Source organism: Caldanaerobacter subterraneus subsp. tengcongensis MB4, assembly GCF_000007085.1.
In the GTDB taxonomy this organism is placed as follows: Bacteria; Bacillota; Thermoanaerobacteria; order Thermoanaerobacterales; family Thermoanaerobacteraceae; genus Thermoanaerobacter; species Thermoanaerobacter subterraneus.
In genome coordinates, this window is record NC_003869.1 from 2438634 (window position 1) to 2460234 (window position 21601).

General features: G+C 39.4%; 20 protein-coding genes. All 20 read right to left on the minus strand.

Going from position 1 to position 21601, the window contains the following annotated elements:
* Positions 1-53: 53 nt before the first annotated feature.
* The 20 genes from ypeB to TTE_RS12285 all read right to left on the minus strand — a co-directional run bounded on the left by ypeB (position 54) and on the right by TTE_RS12285 (position 21600).
* The gene (gene ypeB / locus TTE_RS12190; protein WP_011026553.1) at positions 54-1388 is read right to left on the minus strand and encodes a germination protein YpeB; all 1335 of its coding nucleotides are present in this window, start codon (positions 1386-1388) and stop codon (positions 54-56) included.
* A gap of 10 nt (positions 1389-1398) precedes the next feature.
* Entirely contained in the window at positions 1399-2103 is a 705-nt protein-coding gene (sleB, locus tag TTE_RS12195) for a spore cortex-lytic enzyme (RefSeq protein WP_011026554.1), read from the minus strand.
* A gap of 93 nt (positions 2104-2196) precedes the next feature.
* A complete protein-coding gene (gene spoIIR, locus TTE_RS12200; protein WP_011026555.1) occupies positions 2197-2826 on the minus strand; it encodes a stage II sporulation protein R in 630 nt (209 codons plus the stop codon).
* Between the two features lie 78 nt (positions 2827-2904).
* Entirely contained in the window at positions 2905-4059 is a 1155-nt protein-coding gene (locus tag TTE_RS12205) for a Ger(x)C family spore germination protein (protein WP_009610902.1), read from the minus strand.
* On the minus strand, positions 4056-5153 hold the full coding sequence (locus TTE_RS12210; RefSeq protein ID WP_011026556.1) for a GerAB/ArcD/ProY family transporter: 1098 nt from the start codon (positions 5151-5153) through the stop codon (positions 4056-4058). Before TTE_RS12210 ends, TTE_RS12205 begins: the two co-directional genes overlap by 4 nt.
* Positions 5140-6738: a spore germination protein gene (locus tag TTE_RS12215; RefSeq protein ID WP_011026557.1), complete on the minus strand. Its 1599-nt coding sequence runs from the start codon at positions 6736-6738 to the stop codon at positions 5140-5142. Before TTE_RS12215 ends, TTE_RS12210 begins: the two co-directional genes overlap by 14 nt.
* Positions 6739-6747: 9 nt before the next feature.
* Positions 6748-6960, minus strand: a complete 213-nt coding sequence (locus tag TTE_RS12220; RefSeq protein ID WP_031314280.1) for a CLC_0170 family protein — start codon at positions 6958-6960, stop codon at positions 6748-6750.
* An 82-nt stretch (positions 6961-7042) separates the two neighbouring features.
* The gene (locus TTE_RS12225; RefSeq protein WP_009610893.1) at positions 7043-7762 is read right to left on the minus strand and encodes a nucleotidyltransferase family protein; all 720 of its coding nucleotides are present in this window, start codon (positions 7760-7762) and stop codon (positions 7043-7045) included.
* A gap of 5 nt (positions 7763-7767) precedes the next feature.
* Positions 7768-8445 (minus strand): GntR family transcriptional regulator, encoded by a 678-nt coding sequence (locus TTE_RS12230; protein WP_011026559.1) that lies wholly within the window; start codon positions 8443-8445, stop codon positions 7768-7770.
* A complete protein-coding gene (ispE, locus tag TTE_RS12235) occupies positions 8442-9305 on the minus strand; it encodes a 4-(cytidine 5'-diphospho)-2-C-methyl-D-erythritol kinase (RefSeq protein WP_011026560.1) in 864 nt (287 codons plus the stop codon). The genes TTE_RS12230 and ispE overlap by 4 nt, the downstream gene beginning before the upstream one ends.
* A gap of 93 nt (positions 9306-9398) precedes the next feature.
* Positions 9399-10925 (minus strand): DUF3794 and LysM peptidoglycan-binding domain-containing protein, encoded by a 1527-nt coding sequence (locus tag TTE_RS12240; protein WP_011026561.1) that lies wholly within the window; start codon positions 10923-10925, stop codon positions 9399-9401.
* A 106-nt stretch (positions 10926-11031) separates the two neighbouring features.
* A complete protein-coding gene (locus tag TTE_RS12245; RefSeq protein WP_011026562.1) occupies positions 11032-11298 on the minus strand; it encodes a Veg family protein in 267 nt (88 codons plus the stop codon).
* Positions 11299-11481: 183 nt separating this feature from the next.
* Positions 11482-12336, minus strand: a complete 855-nt coding sequence (yabG, locus tag TTE_RS12250; RefSeq protein WP_011026563.1) for a sporulation peptidase YabG — start codon at positions 12334-12336, stop codon at positions 11482-11484.
* A 69-nt stretch (positions 12337-12405) separates the two neighbouring features.
* Positions 12406-12957, minus strand: coding sequence for a stage V sporulation protein T (gene spoVT / locus TTE_RS12255; protein ID WP_031314282.1), 552 nt, complete (start codon positions 12955-12957; stop codon positions 12406-12408).
* Between the two features lie 100 nt (positions 12958-13057).
* On the minus strand, positions 13058-13978 hold the full coding sequence (locus TTE_RS12260) for a peptidylprolyl isomerase (protein ID WP_011026565.1): 921 nt from the start codon (positions 13976-13978) through the stop codon (positions 13058-13060).
* A gap of 45 nt (positions 13979-14023) precedes the next feature.
* A complete protein-coding gene (gene mfd, locus TTE_RS12265; protein WP_011026566.1) occupies positions 14024-17533 on the minus strand; it encodes a transcription-repair coupling factor in 3510 nt (1169 codons plus the stop codon).
* Positions 17534-17539: 6 nt separating this feature from the next.
* Positions 17540-17908 carry a hypothetical protein gene (locus TTE_RS12270; RefSeq protein WP_011026567.1) on the minus strand — a complete coding sequence of 123 codons (369 nt, stop codon included), beginning with the start codon at positions 17906-17908 and terminating at the stop codon, positions 17540-17542.
* A gap of 12 nt (positions 17909-17920) precedes the next feature.
* A complete protein-coding gene (gene pth / locus TTE_RS12275; protein ID WP_011026568.1) occupies positions 17921-18478 on the minus strand; it encodes an aminoacyl-tRNA hydrolase in 558 nt (185 codons plus the stop codon).
* 104 nt (positions 18479-18582) lie between these two features.
* Complete coding sequence (locus tag TTE_RS12280; RefSeq protein WP_407636732.1) at positions 18583-19824, minus strand: S1C family serine protease; 1242 nt, start codon at positions 19822-19824, stop codon at positions 18583-18585.
* Positions 19825-20190: 366 nt separating this feature from the next.
* Entirely contained in the window at positions 20191-21600 is a 1410-nt protein-coding gene (locus TTE_RS12285; protein ID WP_011026570.1) for a sensor histidine kinase, read from the minus strand.
* Position 21601: the final 1 nt, after the last annotated feature.

Sequence of the window (21601 nt, forward strand, 5' to 3'; positions counted from 1 at the left end):
TTTTTAACCCCTCACACTTATTTTGCTCATCAAAACCTCCTTTATGTTATTAACTACATGGTCAAATCCCCATGTTCTGTTTTTATCACCTTCAATATCTTTTCCTCGTTCCCATTTATAGCATTTATATATACGTAAAAAGTATCTCCTCTGTAAGTTCCTTTAAATTCATAGGCTAAAACTTCTCTCCCGCCCTCCAGTGGAATTAAAGCCAATTTTGTGCTCTCTATCTTTAGATTTTTATTGACCTTTTCTCTTGCCTGTTCTAATGTGAGCTTTGGCTTTTCTAATTTTCTCTTTACGTGGTTCATGTAATAGGCTGTGGCATCAAATCCTATTATGTCTCCGTTGTCCAAAGCCACTTTAACTTTTACAATATCTGGATAAAGATAGACTTCATTTTCAACAGGTACAAAGTTAAACTGAATGGAGCCTGGCGCTTTCATGGAATAGGTGCTTTCCATGTCTTTAAATCCATGGGTTTCCAAAAATTTCTTTGCATGTTTTAAAGCCTGAGAAGCTGAAATATTTACTTTTGAAGGGCTTCTCTCATCCATCATCCATACGACATGGCCGCCTTTTCTGCTGACATTTATGTAAACAGGTGGCTTTCCAGAAGGTTTCAGTTCCACTCCGTAAGTCTTTATCTTGCCATTGCTGGGGCTGTACTTACTTTCAGACTCTATGTTCTTTCCGTAAAATTCTCTCGCTATCTGCAAAGCCCTGTCATAAGAAATCTCGGGACCAGTAAGCCCTTTAGGAGTAAGTTTCATAAGGCTTTCTGAAAAGGGTCCATCGTATATCAATGTAGGGAAATTTGTCATGGTTTGATTTACGCTGTTCATCCTGACATTTAAAATCTTGCTGTCAATCTGGGCCATTTTCTTTGTGCCCTGTTTTCTCAGATTCCCCAGCTCATACCCTCCCTGTACCTTCTTGCTGAGGTCGTGAAGATTCTTGCCCAAAAAAACCGCATAGTTGTGCAAAGTAGTTATAGTCTTTAGGTCCTTATCTGAAAGTTTTCCTCCTGATGCTATTTTTTTTGTGAGGCTGTAGGCGTAATCCCCCACCTGCACTAGAAATTTTGATGTGTTGTCTATTTCAGGCTGGCCAATAGGCAACTGGCTCAAATGTTCCTGACCTGAAAAAGCCTCCCTCCATATTTCGTCCAGAATAGAAATAGTAGTCTTATCAGAAGAGGCCACCATCAGCTTCCCCATTGAAGTTTCTATATTTTCCACATTTGAAATGAGCTGATAGAAGGATCGGTCATACTGAGCCTGAAGATACCGGTGGTAAGAAATTTTTTCTAAATATTGCCTGTAGCCCCAGGCTCCCAAAGCTAAAACCAAAATCAGCACAAAAGCTGTGAACCATCGTTTTAACATAATCTCCACCTCACCTTGCAAATATGTGACGTCCTATCTGAGTCAATATGGGTCTTGTAAATATCCAGTAATTCGTCACTCTCGCTGCATTGTAGTAATAGAGAGCTCCTCCTGTCGGGTCCCAGCCGGATACGGCATCTATTGCTGCTTTTATGCTTTCCTCAGTAGGAGGAAGCCACATCTGCCCGTCTTCTACAGCAGAAAAAGCCCCAGGCTGAAAAATTACTCCTGGAATAGTTTTGGGAAATCTCGGGTCTCTTACCCTATTCATTACAACAGCCCCAACAGCGACCTTTCCTATGTAGGGTTCTCCTCTCGCTTCACCATTTATGAGCATTGCCAGAAGATAGACATCATCACTTATGCCTGCAGAAGAAGTAGCTCTATAGGCTGCCAAATCCTGTGCAGTAGTCGTAAACCCCAATGCCACTTTTGTATCGTCATCAACAATGCCTGTCACTGCAAGGCCGTTATAGGCCTGAAATTTTCTAACAGCAAGCCATGTCTTAACGCCAAAAAAACCGTCCACCGGGCCGTCGTAATATCCCCAGGCTTTAAGCCTTGCCTGCACTTTAGCAACATCACTTCCTGTGTTTCCCCAGTACAAATTGGACATAGCAGTTTTGGTCATGCTTATAGCTGTATACTCAAAGACGGCTGTCGTAAAAACGACCAAAATGGCTATTATAACCTTAAAGCGCACTCTAAAGCTCAATTTTCTCTTGCCTCCTTTCTTGCGTCTGTAAATATTTTTTGTAGTAATAAAACTATTATTCACTTAAAAAATAAAAGGCCCTTTTCAAGGCCTTTAAGGCGCCAGAGCCATTTTTAATTTTGAGTAATATTTTTCAATCAATTCCGCTATTTTAAACTTCACTTTGCTCCTATCAAATTTTTCTTTGTCTTCGCTCACAAGGTATTTCATTATCTCTTCTGCCGTCTTCTCGTCAGTAAAGCCGTGCTTGGCATCTACAATGCAAAGGGGCGGGAAAACCACACACCACCAATTTTTACCTTCACCTTCTCCTATCACAACTTTAAGGGCGGTATACTTCCCTGCTGGGACTGTCAAAGCACCATAATATCTAGTTGGAAAAGAAAAAACCCCGTAGTCCACTCTGACTTTATAATCTTTCCCCTCTTCTTTTATTATTTTTTCAGCCACTTTTTCTATATTTACCAGGTTTTCCTTTATCACCCTTTCCGATTCCTCTTTTGTCTTTAAACCTTCAAGCTTAGGAGCTAGCTCAACGAGAATAGCATCTCTAACCTTGAGCTTTAACTCCTGGTCTTCAGGAGAATCGCTGTTGGCAATCACATGAAAGCGTATTAACTTTTTTGACCAGCTATCAACATTTGTCCTATTTTCTGACGTTTTACCCGAAATTACTAAAATACTTATAATCGCAATTAAGAGTACCGCAATTATTTTTTTCATCTTAACTTGTCATCTCCCCAATTCTCACCGTATTCTTTACAATTTAAGTATTGACAGCCTACAGAGAAAATATACGTATTACCTGAAAAGACCTATTCTTCTCACATGAGAAGTCACATCCACTTTTATTTCTATTTCTGGAAATATTTCATCCCAATCTTTCCCAACTTCATCCCACAATGAGGGATAAAATTTCTCAATATAATCGCCAATTCCAAACATGTCGACTTTTAGTTCTTTTTGGAATCGATTTACAGCTTTATAAGCCATACTTTTTATTTTCCTGCTAGTTTCTCTCTCTATTAAATTCACAATATCTCCTTTTATCATCTCACCATGCTTTTCAAAAGTATACTCTGTCACATCTCCTTCTACATCCAACTTTACCCTGTAAATAATCTTCCCATTCTCCACTTTAACTCCTCTTCTTCTTATCACATTTGACACATTAAAAGGCACTTTTACTTCTTCTTCATCAGCTGGCACACTCACAGTCACATCTCCACCTTTTACAAGGCCTGTCAAAAACATATAGCCCATGTTTTCATCATCTTCCATCCACCCGGCAAGCTTGTAATCCTTGATAATAGCTGAACCTGCAATTTTGACCTCATTTTTCCCGGCCACTATTCTGGGAATTATTGCATTTCCATTTGTTTCATGTAGAGATTTTGTAATTTTATTATAGTCAACAGAAGGAAAAATTGAGGTCAAGTTGTAATGCTTAAATATATCCCTTATATAGGCTCCTGTATTGGGCTCGAGGTCGTATTTTTTTAAGAGTATATCCTGTGCTTTCCCAGGTGTGACAAGAAGATAGACTTTTCTACTCAACTCATAACTTCTGTCTAACGAATCTAAAACCTCTTGAAACCTCGTTTTGTTTTCTACTACTTCTTTTCCAAAAATGATTGCCTGAGTATGCCCAAGATACAGGGCTTTGTCCAGTCTTGTACTTATGTGGCGGGAGGCAGAAAAAATCGTATCTGCCACTTCAGACACGGCAAAGCTCGGCTTTTCACTTCCACCACTGCCTCCGCCTCCGGAACCCTTTGCCAGCTGAGCTACGTTGGGGAATTGAAAAGTCACCACGTACTTTTTATTTGAGTTGGACAAATCTATGCCAATGGCCATCACAAAAGCTCTGTCCTCTATTTCAATTTTGTCCCAGCATCCTGTTAGAACAAAAATTAGAAAAATTAGTAAAATAAAAAGCAGTGTTTTGCGCTTCACTTTTTATCACCCAGCCCTTTAAGTTTTACAAAAAAAGCTAAGATGATAGGCAAAAACGATATAAAAAATATAGATAAATACTGAGATACAAGATTAGCGTACTTGTAGAGAGTCACTATAGAATCAGGAATTAACGCCATTAAGTACATGGGAGGGATGAGCGGCAGAACGAGGTACGAGTGTTCTCTTGCCTTTATGAGCTTTGATAAAACCAAAACTGCAAAATAATGAAAAGAATAAATAGAAGTAAAAATTGTAAATGTCCAGATTGCCATCACAATTCCTTCGACATTTTCTATGAAAAACACTGGAAAGTTTATGGATTTAATCAAAGTCAAAAAAGGCCACAGCTGTTCTTTCGTTTCCTTGTACCCAAAAATCCCTATGACAAAAAAGCATATATACATGTAAAAAAGCGTTGTAGAAATTATAGAGGCATTCACACTTTTTTTAAGTTTCTCTTGATCTATCACATATGGAAAGACCATGTAAAGAAGCTCAAAACCTACAAAACTATAAGTAGTTACAAAAACTCCTTTTAAAAACTTCATAAGTGACACTCTCATAAAGGGAAGAAAGTTGGTCAAATCCACATCAGATAAAGCCGGCAAAAAGAGGAGCAAAAGAGGTATTACCATAATGGGAAACAATATCTCTGACATCCTCGCAATTGGCTCAAGACCGTACCTCACAAGGTACGCAGAAGCAAAAAGCATAGTGATTATTATGGTCTCAATGGGAGTGCTGGGAAGCAAGTATATCTTGAGCACTTCGCCAAAAATTCTCACATCGAGGCTCACAAAGACACTTAAGTAAAATATCAAGACTATACTTAATACAACTGCCACAGGCTTTGTTACAAGCTTTGAAGCATATTCAGAAAAAGTCTCTGTAGGAAATTTAGAAGAAATCCAAAGTATCAGCCTTGCGAAGAATAAAGAAGCAAGTCCTCCCCCCAAAATAGCTAAAAGTCCATTCGGACCAACTTCCTTTGAAACATCTGCAGGAAGGCTCAGTATCCCTGCTCCAACCATTGTAGTAAAGAGCAAGATTGCCACTTGATTTGAAGAAATTTTGTCGTTATTTTTTATCATCTCTCCCTCTCCTGTCCTCTTCCAAGCTTTCTATTTTTTCTTCTCTCAAATCTACCATTTTTCTTTTATCAGGCGTGTTCAGTATCTCAGGCCTCTCCTTAAAATACATAAGGGGAGCCCGTATTAAAGTATCCGCAAGGTCACTCAAATGTATCTCCACAAAAGGAGAAAGATAAGGCACTCCAAAGCTTTTTAACACCACAAGATGCGTCAAAACCATTATAAGCCCGAGCATTATCCCGTAAAGCCCAAAGATTGCTGCCAGAATCATAAAAACAAATCTCAACATCCTAAAAGCAATTGCTGCTGAATAGCTGGGTATAGCAAAAGACGCCACAGCTGTTACCGCCACCACAATGACCATAAGCGGACTCACAATACCCGCCTGAACTGCAGCCTGTCCTATGATGAGACCTCCCACAATGCCTATTGTCTGCCCTATCGGCGCAGGAAGTCTAACTCCCGCCTCTCTTAAAAGCTCAAAAGTAGCTTCCATTATCAAAGCCTCAAAAAATGCAGGAAAAGGTATGCCCTGACGAGTAGCTGCCACGTAAAGAGTTAGCTTTGTCGGTATTAAGCCGGGATGGTAAGCAGTAAAAGCTATGTAAACTGCTGGAGCTGTTAAGGCCACCAGTGCCGCTAAAAATCTCAAGACCCTTAGCAAAGATGATATCATCCACCTCTCGTAATAATCCTCTGCAGACTGGAAAAGGGTAGCTAAAGTAGTTGGAAGTATCAAAGCAAAAGGAGTGTTATCCGTCAAAATAGCCACTCTTCCCTCCAGCAAAGAAGCCGCCACCTTATCCGGCCTTTCTGTACTCAAAACCTGCGGAAAAGGCGAATGCCAGTCTTCTTCTATGAGCTGCTCTATATACCCACTTTCAAAAATGCCGTCTATTTTTATATTTTTAAGCCTCTCCATCACTTTATTCAAAACATTTTTATCCACAATATCTTCCATATAAAGCACAGCGACATCTGTGTGAGTCCTTTCACCTATTTGTATCTGTTTTATTTTTAAATTCGGATCTCTTATCCTCCTCCTAACCATCGCAGTATTTACCCTTATAGTTTCAGTAAAGCCATCTCTTGCCCCTCTTATGACTGTTTCAGCCTCTGGCGGGGAGATAGACCTCTTCTCCCATCCTTTGCTGGATATTATGACAATATCAGGAGAGCCATCAAACAAAAGCGCAGTGTCACCGCTTAGTATCGAAAGAATGCATTTGTCTAAATCATTAACCTCTTTTATATCTCCCCCGCTTATAGTCCCCTTTTTTATTACCTCGTACAGATTCCCTTTTATCTTCTCAATAGAGGGATCTGCTTGCCTCGAATCCAAAAGAAGTGAATGAATCACATGGTCATTTACCAGAGCTTTGTCAATAAGCCCATCTATAAAAACCACTGCCAAGTTAAACTCCTGATTTTCTCCAACCCACAGGTCTCTGTATATAACATCATCACAATCTTTAAGCTTTTCCTTTATGTAATTGAGATTTTCTTTTAAACTTGGTGAAGAAGCTCTGCCTTTTTCTTCTTTCTTCTGGTCTTTCTTCTTAAAAAATTTATCAAAAATCCCCATAACACTCCCTCACATTGGAAAAAGGATTCTTAGAATAAGTGCAATTACACCTATCAATATGTAAAAAATTCCTATTCCCTTGCAAATCCTTGAATCTCTGTCAAGCCCTTTTCTCTTCAAAAATTTCGGCTCCACAAAAGCCTCATAAATTCCCACAATGAAGACAATTGCAAACATATACACAGTAAAATACTGCCTTATAAAATGAAGAAGCTGCCACATCCCATTCACCCTTTCTCTCTCATATAGCATTTACAGTAAACAAAAAAATATGCAAAATAAAAAAATAGGCTTTTCGCCTATTTTAAAGATACTTGATTGCCATTTTAACATCTTCTTCCTTATCTACGTCATTCCCTATCTCAGGATATTCAGAAATTATGGCTTTGCCCTTTATTCCAAACAATTCTTCTACTTTCTTTTCAATATGAGAGATCGAAACTCTTCCTATCAAAAATAAAAACAGAATCTTCCCTCCAAGCAATTTCCCTAGCTTCCACGGCTTTTTTCTGTAAGCGATAAACTTTTTAGCTTCTTTCACCAACTTGTCTATCACAGCAGGATTGACATAAAAAATATTTCCGCCAGTAAAAACTCCCTCTTTCACCCTAGCATAAGTCCTTTTAGCATCAGGAAACTTTTTTAAATTATCTTCCTTCCTTATGATAGGATAGCATAAGTCCGCTCCTGTCTTTTCAGCCTTTTCAATAAAATCGCACACAGCCTCTCCTGTCAAAAAAGGTATATCACAAGTCAAAATGATAACTCTTCTGTCATTTTTAAAAGGCTCCACTCCCCTTAACACATTGTCCATTATGGTATCTGTTTGTGGTACTATAATGTCTATACCCTCAACCTCTTTAAGCCTCTCAGGGTCCCCTACTGCCGCAATCTTTTCTATTTTATCGCACTCTCTCAAAGCCTTTACTACATAAGAAATCATGTATCTCCCCTTAAGGTTCACAAATGCCTTATCAGGCAGTTTGTCCTCCTTGGTACTGCCGGCCAAAATAACAGCGTTCATCAGCCTCACTCCTTATCGCTGAAGTACTTTGAATCCCTTACTACTTCTTCCTGAAAATTGTGAACGTGCTTTTCTGCCCATTTTCTCGCCCCGTTTGCATCTCTTTGTTCAATTAGCTCAGCTATTTTTTTGTGTTCCTGATAGATTCTCTTTGCCTTCTTTTCCTCAGTGATGTATTTTACCCTGAACCGGTGGACATGCTCTTGTAAATTATTCATTATCTGTATTAATTTGTCATTACGGGATGCGGCAAAAATTAAATCGTGAAACTCTTTATCAAGCCTTATTAACGCTTCTAAATCTCCCTCTTCCATTTTAATTCTAAACTCCTCTACGATCTTTTTGAGCTTCTCTACTTCCTCATCAGTAATCCTCTCTGCAGCAAGAGAAGCCGCCAATCCCTCTAAAGAACTTCTGACCTCCAACACGTTCAACAGGTCTTTCGCATTCAAATCCGCCACATACGCTCCCTTTCGAGGCACCATTACAACAAGTCCTTCAAGCTCCAGCTTTCTTATAGCCTCTCTAACAGGAGTGCGGCTCACCCCAAGCTTTTCTGCCAGCTGGACTTCCATAAGCCTTTCTCCTGGCTTTAGCTTCCCTGTTATTATAGCTTCTTTCATGTAGTCAAAAACCAGATCCCGTAGCGGCTTGTAATTTTCCAGAGTAAAAAACTCGCTCATAATATTTCTAACCCCTTGTCTATAGTTTTAGAAATGGCAACAAAAGGATAAACTCCCTTAAGGTCATGATAAGCCCTTACAAGCTTTTCAACATCATTAAAAACACCGTATACCGTAGGACCGCTTCCTGTCATAGAAGCAGATAGAGCTCCTTTCTCTATCAAACTTTTCTTTATATCTTCAATCACTCTATACTTTTGAGAGGTCACTCTTTCAAGGTCATTGCTTATATTCCTAGCAATTTCTAATAAATCCCCCTTCTTCAAAGCCTCAACAAATAAAAAAGTAGAGTTTAAGCTTTTAAACCCGGAATTATCCCATTCAGTGTAAACTTCTTTTGTAGAAATTTCTAAATCAGGCTTGACAAGAAGCAAATTCAAAGGAATTCCCTCTAAATCTTGAAGCTTTTCTCCTCTTCCACTAGCAAGCTTTGTTCCTCCCTTAAGGCAGAAAGGCACGTCAGACCCTACTTCTGACGCTATTTCTTCCATCTCTTTTTCTGTAAGGTTTAAATTCCAGAGCTTATCTAATGCTACAATTGTAGCAGCAGCATCTGCACTTCCTCCAGCAAGGCCGGCAGCCAAAGGAATATTTTTAAAAAGCTTTATTTTTATACCTTCATTTAAAAAATACCTATCTCTTATCGCATTAAAAGCCTTCATTATGAGGTTTTCTTCTCCTTTGGGAACTCTCTCATGGTCGCATTCAAACAAAATTTCCTTTGCTTTCTCAAATTCAATCACATCAGCCAGGTCAATTGACTGCATCACACTTAAAATTTCATGATATCCATCTTCCCTCTTTGACAAAACGTCAAGCGTGAGATTTACTTTTGCATAGGCCTTTATTCTAAGCTTCATTTAACTCTCCCTACTCAATATTATAGTTTCATATTATACATTATACAACAAATTTTCTGTAAAAAAAATACGCAGTAGACTGCGCATAAAAACTCACTTTTTAACAGGGATAATCAACTTCTCTCCCTCAAAAACCTTATCCTCTTTAAGGTCATTAGCCGTAATTAAATCCTCCACATTGACCCTATACCTTTTCGCTATATCCCAGAGGCTCTCTCCTTTTTGCACCATGTAAATAATTATGCTGTGACGCACCTCTTCTCCTCTTGGCATTTCAATTTCTTTGAGGTCGTAAATCAACGTCATTTCTTTTTCTGTCAAAACCTCAACGCAGCTATCTATAGCAAATTTAAATTCCAGCTCTTTTAAGCTGTTTATTTCATAAGACACATAAGCTGTAGAAACCTCTGTCAGTACCTCTCCCACTTCTCCTTCTATCTCTACAAATGTCCTAAACGGATACTCATCCCTGTAACCCTTTATGCCGCCATCTTCTGATACGTAAAGCAGGGTGTAGTTTAATATCCCCTCTAAAATCAGCTTATCCCCATCTAAAGCGTAATCTGACACTATTGGTAAGGCAAAAATTTCTAAAACCTTCCTCACCACAGAAGGAAGTTCAACCTCTGTCTTCACCATGAACTGAGAAGAAAAGCTCTTTATATCCCCCAATACCTTTATATTTTCCTTCAAAGGTTCAACGTACTTCTCTATCCCGTAGGCATCCACAGGAATTTCTCTTTCCTCTTCTTCCAAAACCTCCACTTTTACCTTCAAAGTAACCTCTACATCTACAAGCCTGTTCTCTCCCTTTTCATCTTGAGTGACCGTAACATCCACATTTATTACATCTTCGTATGTATTGGCTTTCATGTAACTTAATGTCCCCGGAACATCTATAAAATTAGCATAGTTTAAGGTTGCATCAAGACTTTTTACTTCATTTTCTTCAGAGACGTACAAGATCCTGCACTGCACTTTCCCCTGAACTATAACCTTGTTTTCAGAAAGCTTTACTTCTTCAGGCACTACTTTCACTTCTTTTTTTATGACTTTCTTAATGGGCCTATCTTCATCCCCTACTTTCACCTTTTCCTTTACAAAAACTTCTCCGGTGTTCTGCCCTACCGTATGAACAAGTTTTACTCTTTTCTTTAAAGTCTGCAAAGCTAAAGCCTCTTCTCCACCTATCACTACCTCTCTCTTATCAGAGACCAAAAGCCTTGACTGTATTCTGACCACTGCTTTTACATTTACCTTTCTGCTGTTTACAAGCCTGTAGTCGATATTTTCGACAGAAACCCTCGCAAGGCATCTGGACCTTTTGTCAATCGTTTCATCTTCTATGGTGTGAGAATAATCCACCTCTTTTTCGATCGACTCAATCTCTCCGTCCTTTTCGCTTATGTAAATGAGTTCTAAATTAAGTTTCCCTTCAAATTGAACTTTCCCTGAGGTCACAAAAACCTCTTCGATGTAACTTCTAGGGTTTACTGCCAAAATTGTCAGTATATCCGGGTCGTTCTCTGGGACAATAATATCACCTTCAACTAAGAATTCCGTATTGTAACTCCCTGCCACCACATCAAACTCCAAGATATCTTTATAAACCTGCGGCATAAGTTTACCTCCTTAAAAAGATATATCACTTCAACAGAATATGCTAGTATAATATATAGTGGCAGAGATAAAATTATGCCAAAAAAATAAGACCGAAAAACTTCGGTCACTGCAGACAGGGAATTCTTTTATTCTCATCCATTACAGTAAGTTCAACCGTCTCAGTCAAAATGTCAGAATAGCTGTAGGATACCCTGCGGGTCGTACCATGTCCATCTAGCACTACAATAAAAATGCTGGGATAAGTCTTCTCCAGTAGCCCTTCTTTTATTATCGTCTTTTTTCTTCCTCCATTGGTCTTCAGCCTGACCCGCGCCCCTACGTGCTGTTCCAATTGCTTCTTTATCTCATCAAGGGTTGATCTGTCAGCCACTTGCATCAACTCCTTAACAGTGCTGAAAATAGTATACCACAATTTTCAGACAATGTCAAGGGCATAATATTATACCAAGGTACATGTCTTCTTGTCAACAAGTATTTTTATTCAAAAAAATAAAAAAACCTGCAAATAGCTTGGGTATTTGCAGGTTTTTAAGCCCTTATGCCACAAATTCTTTTAATACTTTCCTTTAGGCACACCATATCTGAACTTTCCCATCGTCTGCAGGCCTCCAATTCCAGCCGCACCAGTGATAGTGTGCTCTATCAAGTCCTCTATTTTTACGAGTTCATTTATATGGGAAAAAGCCACTTTTTCACTAACAAGTACCGGATCCAAACAGTGGATTAGCACCCTTTCTGGTGAACTGGCGTAATTCGCTCCTGCCTTTATCAAAGCCTCATAATTGGACTGACAAGCTCCAGCAAAAATTACCAGGTTATCAAGAGAAGGCTCATATTTTCTGGCATTTTTAACTGCCTCAACAAAATATTTTGAATTCCTATAGCTCTCCAAGTCCCCGTAATCTCTGGCACTGCTTTTTATGCTGTCATGGCCGGTAATAACTAAAATATCTGGCCTGTACCTTTCCAAAAGGTCATAGACCTTTTCCGGCTGTTCCTCTTCTTTTAAAACTACCCCCACCACTTCCATGCCTACTTTCCTGTAAGCCTCCATGCATATATTTAAATACTCTTCATCTCCGTCGATGTGAAGGACCTTTCCTGGCCTTCCGTAGGGTTCCTGGCGCACTCCTCTTGCCATGCCTTTCTTTCGCTGAAGGCTTTTTGACTGAGCAATTTTTTTTAAAAGATACTCTGCCTTTTCCCTATAAGGCCTATCGTATTCCACGATTTTAGCTCGGGAGGCTTCAATCAGGTCATCTTCAGGTGCATCTGCTATTATCCTCATGTTAAGCCCGTGCAGAAGGTAATATCTTACTCCTTTGTTATCTATGACATTAATGACTCTGAACAAAATGTCAGAGCCATAGGACTTCCTCATCACAATGTCATTTATGCGAAAAGCCATAAAATACCCCCCTGCGTTTTCTTCATACTCCATAATATGCAGAGGGGTATATAAAAGGTGTATATAGTTTTATTCTTCCATCTGTTTGCCCAAAAAAGCTGCAGCAGTTTCAGCAATTTTTGCCTCCACTTCTGTCACAGTCTCTCCAGGTTCTTTTGTAAATATCACAACACTTCCTATAGTATCCCCTCTAGAAATTATAGGGACAATCACCTGAGAAGTTATGCTAAACTCCTGCCCTTCGGCTATTTTAATCGGCCCTTTGTCTTTCCCTGTTCCTAAAATTACTGTCTTTTTCTCCTCCAAGTAATTCTCTAGTTCCTGGCTTATGGGTTTATCTATAAGCTCTTTTTTGGGAACCCCTGCTACAGCAATTACTGTGTCTGTATCAGTTATGCACACAGCGTGCTTTGTAGACTGGTATATGCTATCAGCGTATTCCTGTGCAAAGTCGCTCAATTCACTTATAGGAGAGTACTTCTTTAGGATTATCTCCCCTTCTTTGTCGGTAAAGATTTCTAATGGATCCCCTTCTTTTATGCGAAGGGTTCTCCTTATTTCCTTAGGTATGACAACTCTTCCCAAATCGTCTATCCTGCGAACTATTCCTGTAGCCTTCAAAGTAAATACCTCCATTTCCTAAAATTTTTAGCTCAAGATTAGTATTTATATTTTTCCATAAATTTATGCGCAAAAAAGAGCTGGCAATTATATGCCAGCTCTACCCTACTTTCACTTTTATATTTTCAGGAAATTTCTGTATCTTAGAAGCCTTTACGAGTTCGTCGTACTTTTCTTTTATGACCTTGTTCTTTTTGTCATTTAAAAGGTAGCTCTCAATTGTTCCTTTCACTTCATCAAAAGGCTTCACAGTAATTCCTTCTGATTTTATTATGTGATAACCGTACTGCGTCTTTACAGGTTTAGAAATCTCCCCTAGCTTTAAGGAAAATGCTGCTTCCTCAAATTCTGGCACCATCACCCCATGGGGAAATTCTCCCAAATCTCCGCCATTATCCTTTGTAGCTGTATCAATGGAATATTCTTTTGCTAAAGCGGCAAAGTCTTCACCTTTCATAAGCCTTTGATATATATCTTCTGCCGTCTTCTCATCAGCCACGAGGATGTGACGAGCTCTCATGACCTCAAAACTCTCTTTGTGCTCGTCATAGTATTTTTTAAGCTCCTCATCAGTAACTTTTACATCCTTAGTGTACTCTGCTAAAAGCTTGTCTATCAAAAGATATTCTCTTATCTGCTCCTTTGTAACTTTGCTGTTAAATTGCTTTTCCTTGTTATACTCTTCTTCTACTTCCTTATCCGTGACAGTGATGTTTTTCTTTTTAGCCTCCTGAACAAGAAGCTTTTGCGCCACAAGGCTGTCTAAAACATTTTCTTTAACAAAATCCAGAAATTTTTTGCCTTGATAGTCCTGATTCCAAATGTCTTTTGTGTAGGTGGGTGCACTTTCAATCTGCTCTTTCACCTGTTCAAAAATTTGCTGGTACTCCGCATTAGTAATCTTTTCTCCATTCACTACTGCGACGACATCCCCAGATACAGCTTCTTTTTTAGAAGAACATGAAACAAGAGATACTCCAACAAAAATAAGAGCTAAAAATAAAGCAATTTTTCTCCTCAAAATTACAGCCTCCTAATTTTAAATTTGACATAGCTTTATTATATCTTATTTCTTTGCCAACTGCAAATCTTTCATTTTCTCCAAAAGTTCTATCAATTCTTTCAGCAAAGTCTCTTTTTTGTTGTATTTATAAGTAAGATAGGGCGGATACTGGCTTGAAAAAGTGAGGTTGCCCTTGTACTCTCTTACCATTTTTTCTACAGTTTCCATGTCAACAGAGTCTTTATCTTTAAACTTTAAAATTACGCCACTCGATTTTTCACTTATTTCCACCATGTGAAGTTTTGACGCAACCGCTTTTATATAGGCTATATCTAAAAGTGCTTCAACAGGCTTTGGATAATCGCCAAACCTGTCTATAAGCTCTTCTGCTACCTCCATCATATCCTCTCTTGACTCTATAGAAGCTATCTTCTTGTACATTTCAAGCCTTAAGTTTTCATCCTCAATGTAAGAGGAATCGATGTAGGCGCTCACTTTTAAATCTATAGTGGTAGTTATTTCCTCCTTTGGCTGTTCCCCTTTGAGATTCCTTATGGCCTCTTCTAAAAGCTTAAGATAAAGGTCATAGCCAACGGCATCAATGTGCCCGTGCTGTTCTGCACCGAGCAAATTTCCCGCTCCTCTTATCTCCAAATCCCTCATGGCAATTTTAAAACCTGAACCAAATTCAGTAAACTCTTTTATGGCTTCCAGCCTCTTTTCTGCCACCTCGCTTAGCACCTTATCTTTTCTGTAGGTAAAATAAGCGTAAGCCAGCCTATTTGACCTTCCTACCCTTCCCCTCAGCTGATAAAGCTGTGCAAGCCCCAGCTTATCCGCATCGTACACTATTATGGTATTCACATTTGGTATGTCAAGCCCTGTCTCAATTATAGTGGTAGTCACAAGTACATCGTATTCCCCTTTCAAGAAATCCACCATAACCTGCTCCAGCTTGTTTTCCTCCATCTGCCCGTGAGCAACTGCAATTCTGCAATTTGGCACCAATTCCTTTATAAAATTAGCCATTTTCTCTATCCCCTGTACTCTGTTGTATACAAAGTACACCTGTCCTCCTCTTCCCACTTCTCTTAGAATAGCGTCCTTTATGAGCTCTTCGTTAAATTCCACCACATAGGTCTCCACAGGAAACCTGTCCTCAGGAGGATTTTCCAGTATGCTCATATCCCTAATTCCAATTAAGGACATGTGCAGTGTCCTAGGTATAGGCGTTGCAGAAAGAGTCAAAACGTCTATGTTTTCCTTAAGCTTTTTAATCTTTTCCTTGTGGACCACCCCAAACCTCTGCTCCTCGTCTATTATCAAAAGCCCCAAATCCTTAAATTTCACATCGTTTTGCAAAAGCCTGTGGGTTCCGACTACTATGTCAATAGTCCCGTCCGCCAGCCCTTTAATTATCTGAGCCTGCTCTTTTGGAGTCCTGAAGCGGCTTAACATCTCTATCTTGACAGGGAACTCCTTAAACCTTTCCAGAAAATTGGTATAATGCTGATAAGCTAAAATAGTAGTAGGGCACAAAAACGCCACCTGCTTACCATCCGCCACCGCTTTAAAAGCAGCCCTTAAAGCCACCTCTGTTTTCCCGTAACCCACGTCTCCGCAGAGAAGTCTGTCCATTGGCTTATCCTTTTCCATATCTTCTTTGATCTCTTTTATGCACCTTAACTGGTCTTCAGTCTCTTCATAGGGAAACTGGTCCTCAAACTCCTTCTGCCACGGCGTATCGGGAGAAAAAGCATGTCCTTTCGCCATCTGCCTTTTAGCGTAAAGCTCGATTAAATCCTTTGCCAAGTCTTCTGCCGCCTTTTTAGCTTTTCTCTTAGCTCTTATCCACTCGCCTCCTCCAAGCTTGTTAAGCTTTGGAGGGTTGTCAGTAGGCCCTACGTACTTTTGAACAAGGTCTAATTGCTCAACAGGCACAAATAGCACATCGCCTCCGGCGTAAACTATCTTCAAATAATCCCTTATGACTCCGTCCACCTTTATCTTCTCTATCCCTTCATACTTGCCAATGCCGTAATTGACATGCACTACATAGGAGCCCACTTCCAACTCAGTAAAACTCTTTATCCTCTCAGCGTTTCTCATCTTAACAGGCTTTCTAGCCCTCTTAGTTTGCCCAAATATTTCGCTATCGCTTATAACCGCAAATTTAGCATCCACGTATTCAAACCCTTTTGTGATGGAAGCAGGGTATATCACCACCTGCCCTCTTTGTATGTCATATTCATTATCCTCCACCACAACAGAGTCAATGCCGTACTCCTCCAAAGTCTCCTTCAAAATCTTTGCCCTATCCTTATTGCCGCTTAAAAGAAGCACTCTATATCCAGTCGCTTTGTAGTACTTAAGGTCCTCCACAAGAAGGTCCATTTTTCCGTGGAAAGAGTGCATAGACCTTGATACAAAATTAACAATCCTTTGCGGGTGAAGTTCTCCCTCCGGCTTCGCTAATGTGTTCATTATTACCAAAAAATTGTTTTTGAGCCTTTCCTCTACTTCAGTGTAGTCAAAGAAAATTTCTCTCTGCTCAGGGATCACTTCTCCTCTTTCTAGTAAATTTTTGAAATTTTCATTAAATTCTAATTGCAGATTACTTACCCTCTGCTTAATCCTGTTTGTCTCATCCAAAATTACAATAGCATCTTCTCCTACGTAATCTTTGATAGATTGAAGGTCTTCGTAAAAATAGTTTATGAGTACCTTTATGCTCTCCCTCTTTTTCCCCTGGCTTATCTCTTCCATTATCTCGTCAAACTTCTCTCTTAACTTTTCGGCCATTCCACTTTTTGTCTTCCTGATTTTTGAAAGATATGAATTTAAGTCCTTTGACAGAGAAGATATTCCTCTTTTTATGTGTTCTTCTTCCACTATAAATTCAGTAGCCGGGAAGATAAAAACCTCTTCTGCTGTTTTAATAGACCTCTGTGTCATGACATCAAAAGTCCTCAAAGAATCCACTTCATCGTCAAAAAGCTCTATCCTGAAAGGATACTCTTCAGTAGAAGGAAAAATATCGATTATCCCGCCTCTTACGCTGAACTGCCCTTTCCCTTCCACCATCTGCACTCTCTCATATCCCATTACCTCTAACTTTTTTAGAAACTTTCCTAAATCAATTTTGTCACCAATCTTCAGGCTGAACTGGTACTTTCTAAAAAGGTAAAAAGGAGGCATCTTGTCAAGTAAAGCATCTACGGAAGCAACAACAGCATAAGGCCTATCTTCAGAAAGCCTTTTTATCACTTTAAGTCTCTCAAATACGATTTCGTGGCTTGCTGCGTCTATTTTGTAAAACACTATATCCCGTTTAGGGAAAAGAGAAGCCTCTCCTTCATTAAAGGAGTACAGGTCTTCGTATATTCTCCTTGCCTCCACATCGTCAGGGGTTATCACTAGGACCTTTTTATTAAATTTCTTCATGAGATAATGTGCTATGTGAGCTTTTTGAGAATCTGCAAGGCCGTATATCAGAACAGGTCCTCTTCCTTGCTTTAACTCTTCCTCTATCGCTTTTACTTCTTTTAATTCTTCAATCTGCACCGTAAACATGTTTTATCACCTCAGCATAAACCTATTCCAAAGCAAGTGAAGAAGTGAAGCAGATAAAATCGCCACAAAAAGGTTAACTTTTTCAACAAGCACATAAGAAATTACTCCAAAAATTGAATGGCTCAAGATGCTCAAAACTGCAGCCCTTCCATTTATTTTATATGAAGCTTTTGTGTAATCATTTACTGCTTCTGCAATCCCAAACATAAAGTGAGAGGCAAGAATAGAAGATGTCAGATACCCAAAGACAGTCTTTGAACTTTCTTCAATAAAAGGGACGATGTAGATTACAGCCCTCTCACCATACCTTTTCACCACAGCGCTATTTAAAAGATATGCTACAACAATACCTGCCATTCCTGATAAAACCCACATCCTCAAACTCCTCTAGCCATTAAATCTGCTCATGGCATGCTCTATTCCATTCTCCATTATGTCAATCACGGCTTCTGCTGCTCTTTCCACCGCCTCATCTATCACCTTTTTCTCTTCATCGCTAAATCGCCCCAGAACGTGCCTTACAAGGTCGCCATCTTCTGGCTTCCCAATACCTATTCTCACTCTAGGAAAGTCTTCGCTGTTTAAAAGATATATTATTGAGTTCATGCCATTGTGACCGCCTGAACTTCCTTTTCTCCTTATCCTTATTTTTCCCACCTCAAGGTCTTTATCATCATATACCACAATTACATTTTCAAGCGGAATTTTATAAAAATTTACAGCATCGTACAGGGCTTCGCCACTCAAATTCATAAACGTCTGAGGCTTCAAAAGTATCACTTTTTCGCCTTTAAAATGCCCTTCCCCCATGAGGGACTTGAATTTAAGCCTTGAAACCTCTATCCCAAGCTTTTTTGAAAGGGCATCTATCACCATAAAGCCTACATTGTGCCTCGTGCCCTCGTATTCTTTTCCCGGATTTCCAAGACCAGCTATTATGTACATGCTCTCACCCTTCCTTATAAGATTAATTATACATATGTAGTCAATAAAAAACAACCTGCCGACTGTAAAGTCGGCAGGCAGGTGCGTGGGAGGCCTTTTATTTTTTATTGAAAGTTTGCACTGCTTTGCAATTCTACAGAAACTGTGAATGTCCTTCCATTTCTCCAGATGGTGACATTTATAACATCTCCAACTTTGTGGCTGTTTATAACGCTCTGTAGGTCTTCAAAAGACTTAATCTGCTTGCCATCCGCTTTTATTATCACATCTCCTGGTTGAATTCCTGCTTTTTCTGCACCGCTTCCAGGCTGAACCTGTACCACATATACTCCTACTGGCAAGTTGTATTGAGCTGCATCTTGTGGCGTTATTGTCTGAGCACCTATTCCCATCATAGGCCTTTCAACGTACCCGTGCTTTATGAGCTGCTCAATTATAGGCTTAGCTTCGTTTATCGGAATAGCAAATCCCATGCCTTCAACTGGAGTGCTCTGCCCCTGGAAAAGCCCAAATGGGTCTTGGATGCTAGGTCCTATAGAAGTAAGCTTGACACTTGTTATACCTATAACCTCTGCTTTGCTGTTTACAAGAGGTCCACCGCTGTTACCGGGGTTTATAGCCGCATCTGTCTGTATGAGTTTTACAGGCCCGTAATCACTTTGCAAGTTTCTGTTGAGTCCGCTTATTATCCCTGCTGTCACTGTACCTGCAAAGGAATCTCCCAGAGGATTGCCTATAGCTATTGCCAGTTCACCAGGTTGCAATTTAGAAGAATCTCCAAGTTTTACAACAGGTAAATTAGGAAGGTTAATCTTTAAAACTGCAAGGTCTGTCCTTGGGTCTTTACCTATCAATTTCGCATCAGCACTTCTGCCATCTAAAAGTTTTACTGTAATCTTTGAAGCTCCTTCAATGACGTGATTGTTTGTGACAATATATCCATCTGTGCTTATGATAAATCCAGAGCCACTTCCTTTAGGCACGTATTCTGTCCTGTAGCCACTTCTATAAGCGGTACTTGTGTCAATTTCCACAACTGCTGGGCTTACAATTTTGTAAATATTAGGTATCAAATTTAAAATACCGCTTTCGTCTGATGAAGTAGCATCTAGAGGTAAATATCTTGTAACAACTTGTGTTGACGCATCATTTTGGGTTCCATAGTATTTCATCACAGCTCCTGTCACACCGCCACCAATTATAGCGGCGATTAAAGCAACTGCCACAAAAGAGGCAATCAGCTTTCTTCTGAACCTCTTGACCATTCGCCCTATGCTCTTTTTATTGTTCCTGAACTCCACTTTTGGAGCAGGAGAAGCTGTGTCCACAGAAGGTTTTTCCGACATCTCCTGTGGCATATCCTCTAAATTTTCCTGTGGAGGAACCATGCTTTCAGGGTCCTTTTTTTCAATATTATTTTCAAAATCTCTTTCATAGTCCATGCTCATCCTCACTCACTCCCTTTCCTTTTCTCGATTCTAATTATACTTCCTTTTTATTAACAAATTATGAACACCATGTAAAGATTTTGGGTAGTTTTTATTAAGAATTTTCCACACTTTCATCTTGAAATAAACATGCGGCCCAAGAATTTCTCTTGGACCGCTATGATAAGGGAGCTCAAGGAGAGGCATTTGTCTCTCTCGATTGTTATTATAAACTCAAATTGTTAACAAACTGTTAACAAAATGTAAATATTTTATTGTAATTTCTTAAACTTTTTTTATCGGAAGAGTGAAGGTAAAAGAAGTCCCTTTCTTAAGCTCACTTTCTGCCCATATCTCCTCTTTGTGAGCCTCTATTATCTTCTTCACAATGTAAAGGCCAAGACCAGCGCCGTCCTTTCCTCTTGACTTATCCGCTTTGTAAAATCTTTCCCATATGTGCTCTAAATCTTCAGGAGATATACCTATTCCATTGTCTTTAACAGTGATAAAGACCTTATCCCCTTTAACCTCAGTAAAGAGGTGAATAATGCCCTTTGGCTTAGAAAACTTTATAGCATTGTCTATTAAATTTGTCAAGACCTGCTCTATCTTGTCTCTATCTGCAAAAACAAACCTCCTATCCTCCTCAAAATCCACCTTTACTGTAAGGTCTTTTTCTACTATTCTTTTTTCAAACTTTATAATGCAAATTCTTATGAGCTCATTTATGTCAAACTCAGTTCTATTAAGAGGAAACTCTCCCGACTCAAGCTTTGTCATCTCCAGAAGGTCATTTATCAACCGGGACATCCTTCTCGTCTCTTCCTGCACCACTTTGAGGTAATCATAAGTTTTTTCTTTAGGAATAGTCCCATCCAATATGCCGTCTATATAGCCTTGTATTGAGGTTATTGGAGACCTGAGCTCATGGGAGACATTTGCGACAAATTCTTTCCTCATATCTTCGAGCTGTGCAAGTTCCCTTGCCATCACATTAAAAGACCGTGCTAAATCCCCTATCTCATCCTCTTCAAAATGGTCAACTCTTGCAGAAAAATTCCCTTTTGCTATCTCTCTTGCAGCAAGGCTCATTTTCTTAAGAGGCTCAGATATTCTGTTTGAAGTGTAGGATATCAATATAAAGCTCACTACAAAAGCCATTCCGCCTGATAAAAGCATCAAAAGGAAAATGTTCAAAACCGTCCTGTTCATCTCTTCCAGTGATGCGTGCATGAATATGGCTCCTTCAATATGCCCCTTTATCACAAGAGGAACTCCCACTGTAAGCACAGGGCTTGTAAAAGCCCCTCCAAAATAGCCTTTTTTTACAATGGATTCTCCTTTTAAAATATTTTGTATATCAGCCTTACTGAGAGTAATCTTCATCCACGGCTTTCCCTGCTGAGACTGGCTGTAAACAAGGCCCTCCTTGTCCACAATCCACACTGTTGCATTAATAAGTCTCGTCACAACATTAAGCTCCTGATTCCACTTATCTAAATTTATATCCCCTACCGCAAACTCGTTCAAAATAGCGTTTATCTCCTGTGCCTCTTCCAGCATTATTTTTTCTTTTTCAGCAAAATAGTAATTCTGAAACATGATGTAAAACATTATAGAGACGACAGCCAAAGTTATGGCAACAATTATTATATTGCTTATAAAAAGCTTTTTAAAAAGCCTGTTTTTCTTCAAA

Bases quoted from the DNA above. Each gene is read 5' to 3' on its own strand.
- TTE_RS12210 (WP_011026556.1), bottom strand. From the start codon at position 5,153: ATGATAAAAAATAACGACAAAATTTCTTCAAATCAAGTGGCAATCTTG.
- TTE_RS12270 (WP_011026567.1), bottom strand. From the start codon at position 17,908: ATGTGGGTTTTATCAGGAATGGCAGGTATTGTTGTAGCATATCTTTTA.
- TTE_RS12220 (WP_031314280.1), bottom strand. From the start codon at position 6,960: ATGTGGCAGCTTCTTCATTTTATAAGGCAGTATTTTACTGTGTATATG.
- spoIIR (WP_011026555.1), bottom strand. From the start codon at position 2,826: ATGAAAAAAATAATTGCGGTACTCTTAATTGCGATTATAAGTATTTTA.
- TTE_RS12225 (WP_009610893.1), bottom strand. From the start codon at position 7,762: ATGAACGCTGTTATTTTGGCCGGCAGTACCAAGGAGGACAAACTGCCT.
- TTE_RS12215 (WP_011026557.1), bottom strand. From the start codon at position 6,738: ATGGGGATTTTTGATAAATTTTTTAAGAAGAAAGACCAGAAGAAAGAA.
- ispE (WP_011026560.1), bottom strand. From the start codon at position 9,305: ATGAAGCTTAGAATAAAGGCCTATGCAAAAGTAAATCTCACGCTTGAC.
- mfd (WP_011026566.1), bottom strand. From the start codon at position 17,533: ATGTTTACGGTGCAGATTGAAGAATTAAAAGAAGTAAAAGCGATAGAG.
- TTE_RS12280 (WP_407636732.1), bottom strand. From the start codon at position 19,824: ATGTCGGAAAAACCTTCTGTGGACACAGCTTCTCCTGCTCCAAAAGTG.
- TTE_RS12240 (WP_011026561.1), bottom strand. From the start codon at position 10,925: ATGCCGCAGGTTTATAAAGATATCTTGGAGTTTGATGTGGTGGCAGGG.
- yabG (WP_011026563.1), bottom strand. From the start codon at position 12,336: ATGGCTTTTCGCATAAATGACATTGTGATGAGGAAGTCCTATGGCTCT.
- ypeB (WP_011026553.1), bottom strand. From the start codon at position 1,388: ATGTTAAAACGATGGTTCACAGCTTTTGTGCTGATTTTGGTTTTAGCT.
- TTE_RS12230 (WP_011026559.1), bottom strand. From the start codon at position 8,445: ATGAGCGAGTTTTTTACTCTGGAAAATTACAAGCCGCTACGGGATCTG.
- pth (WP_011026568.1), bottom strand. From the start codon at position 18,478: ATGTACATAATAGCTGGTCTTGGAAATCCGGGAAAAGAATACGAGGGC.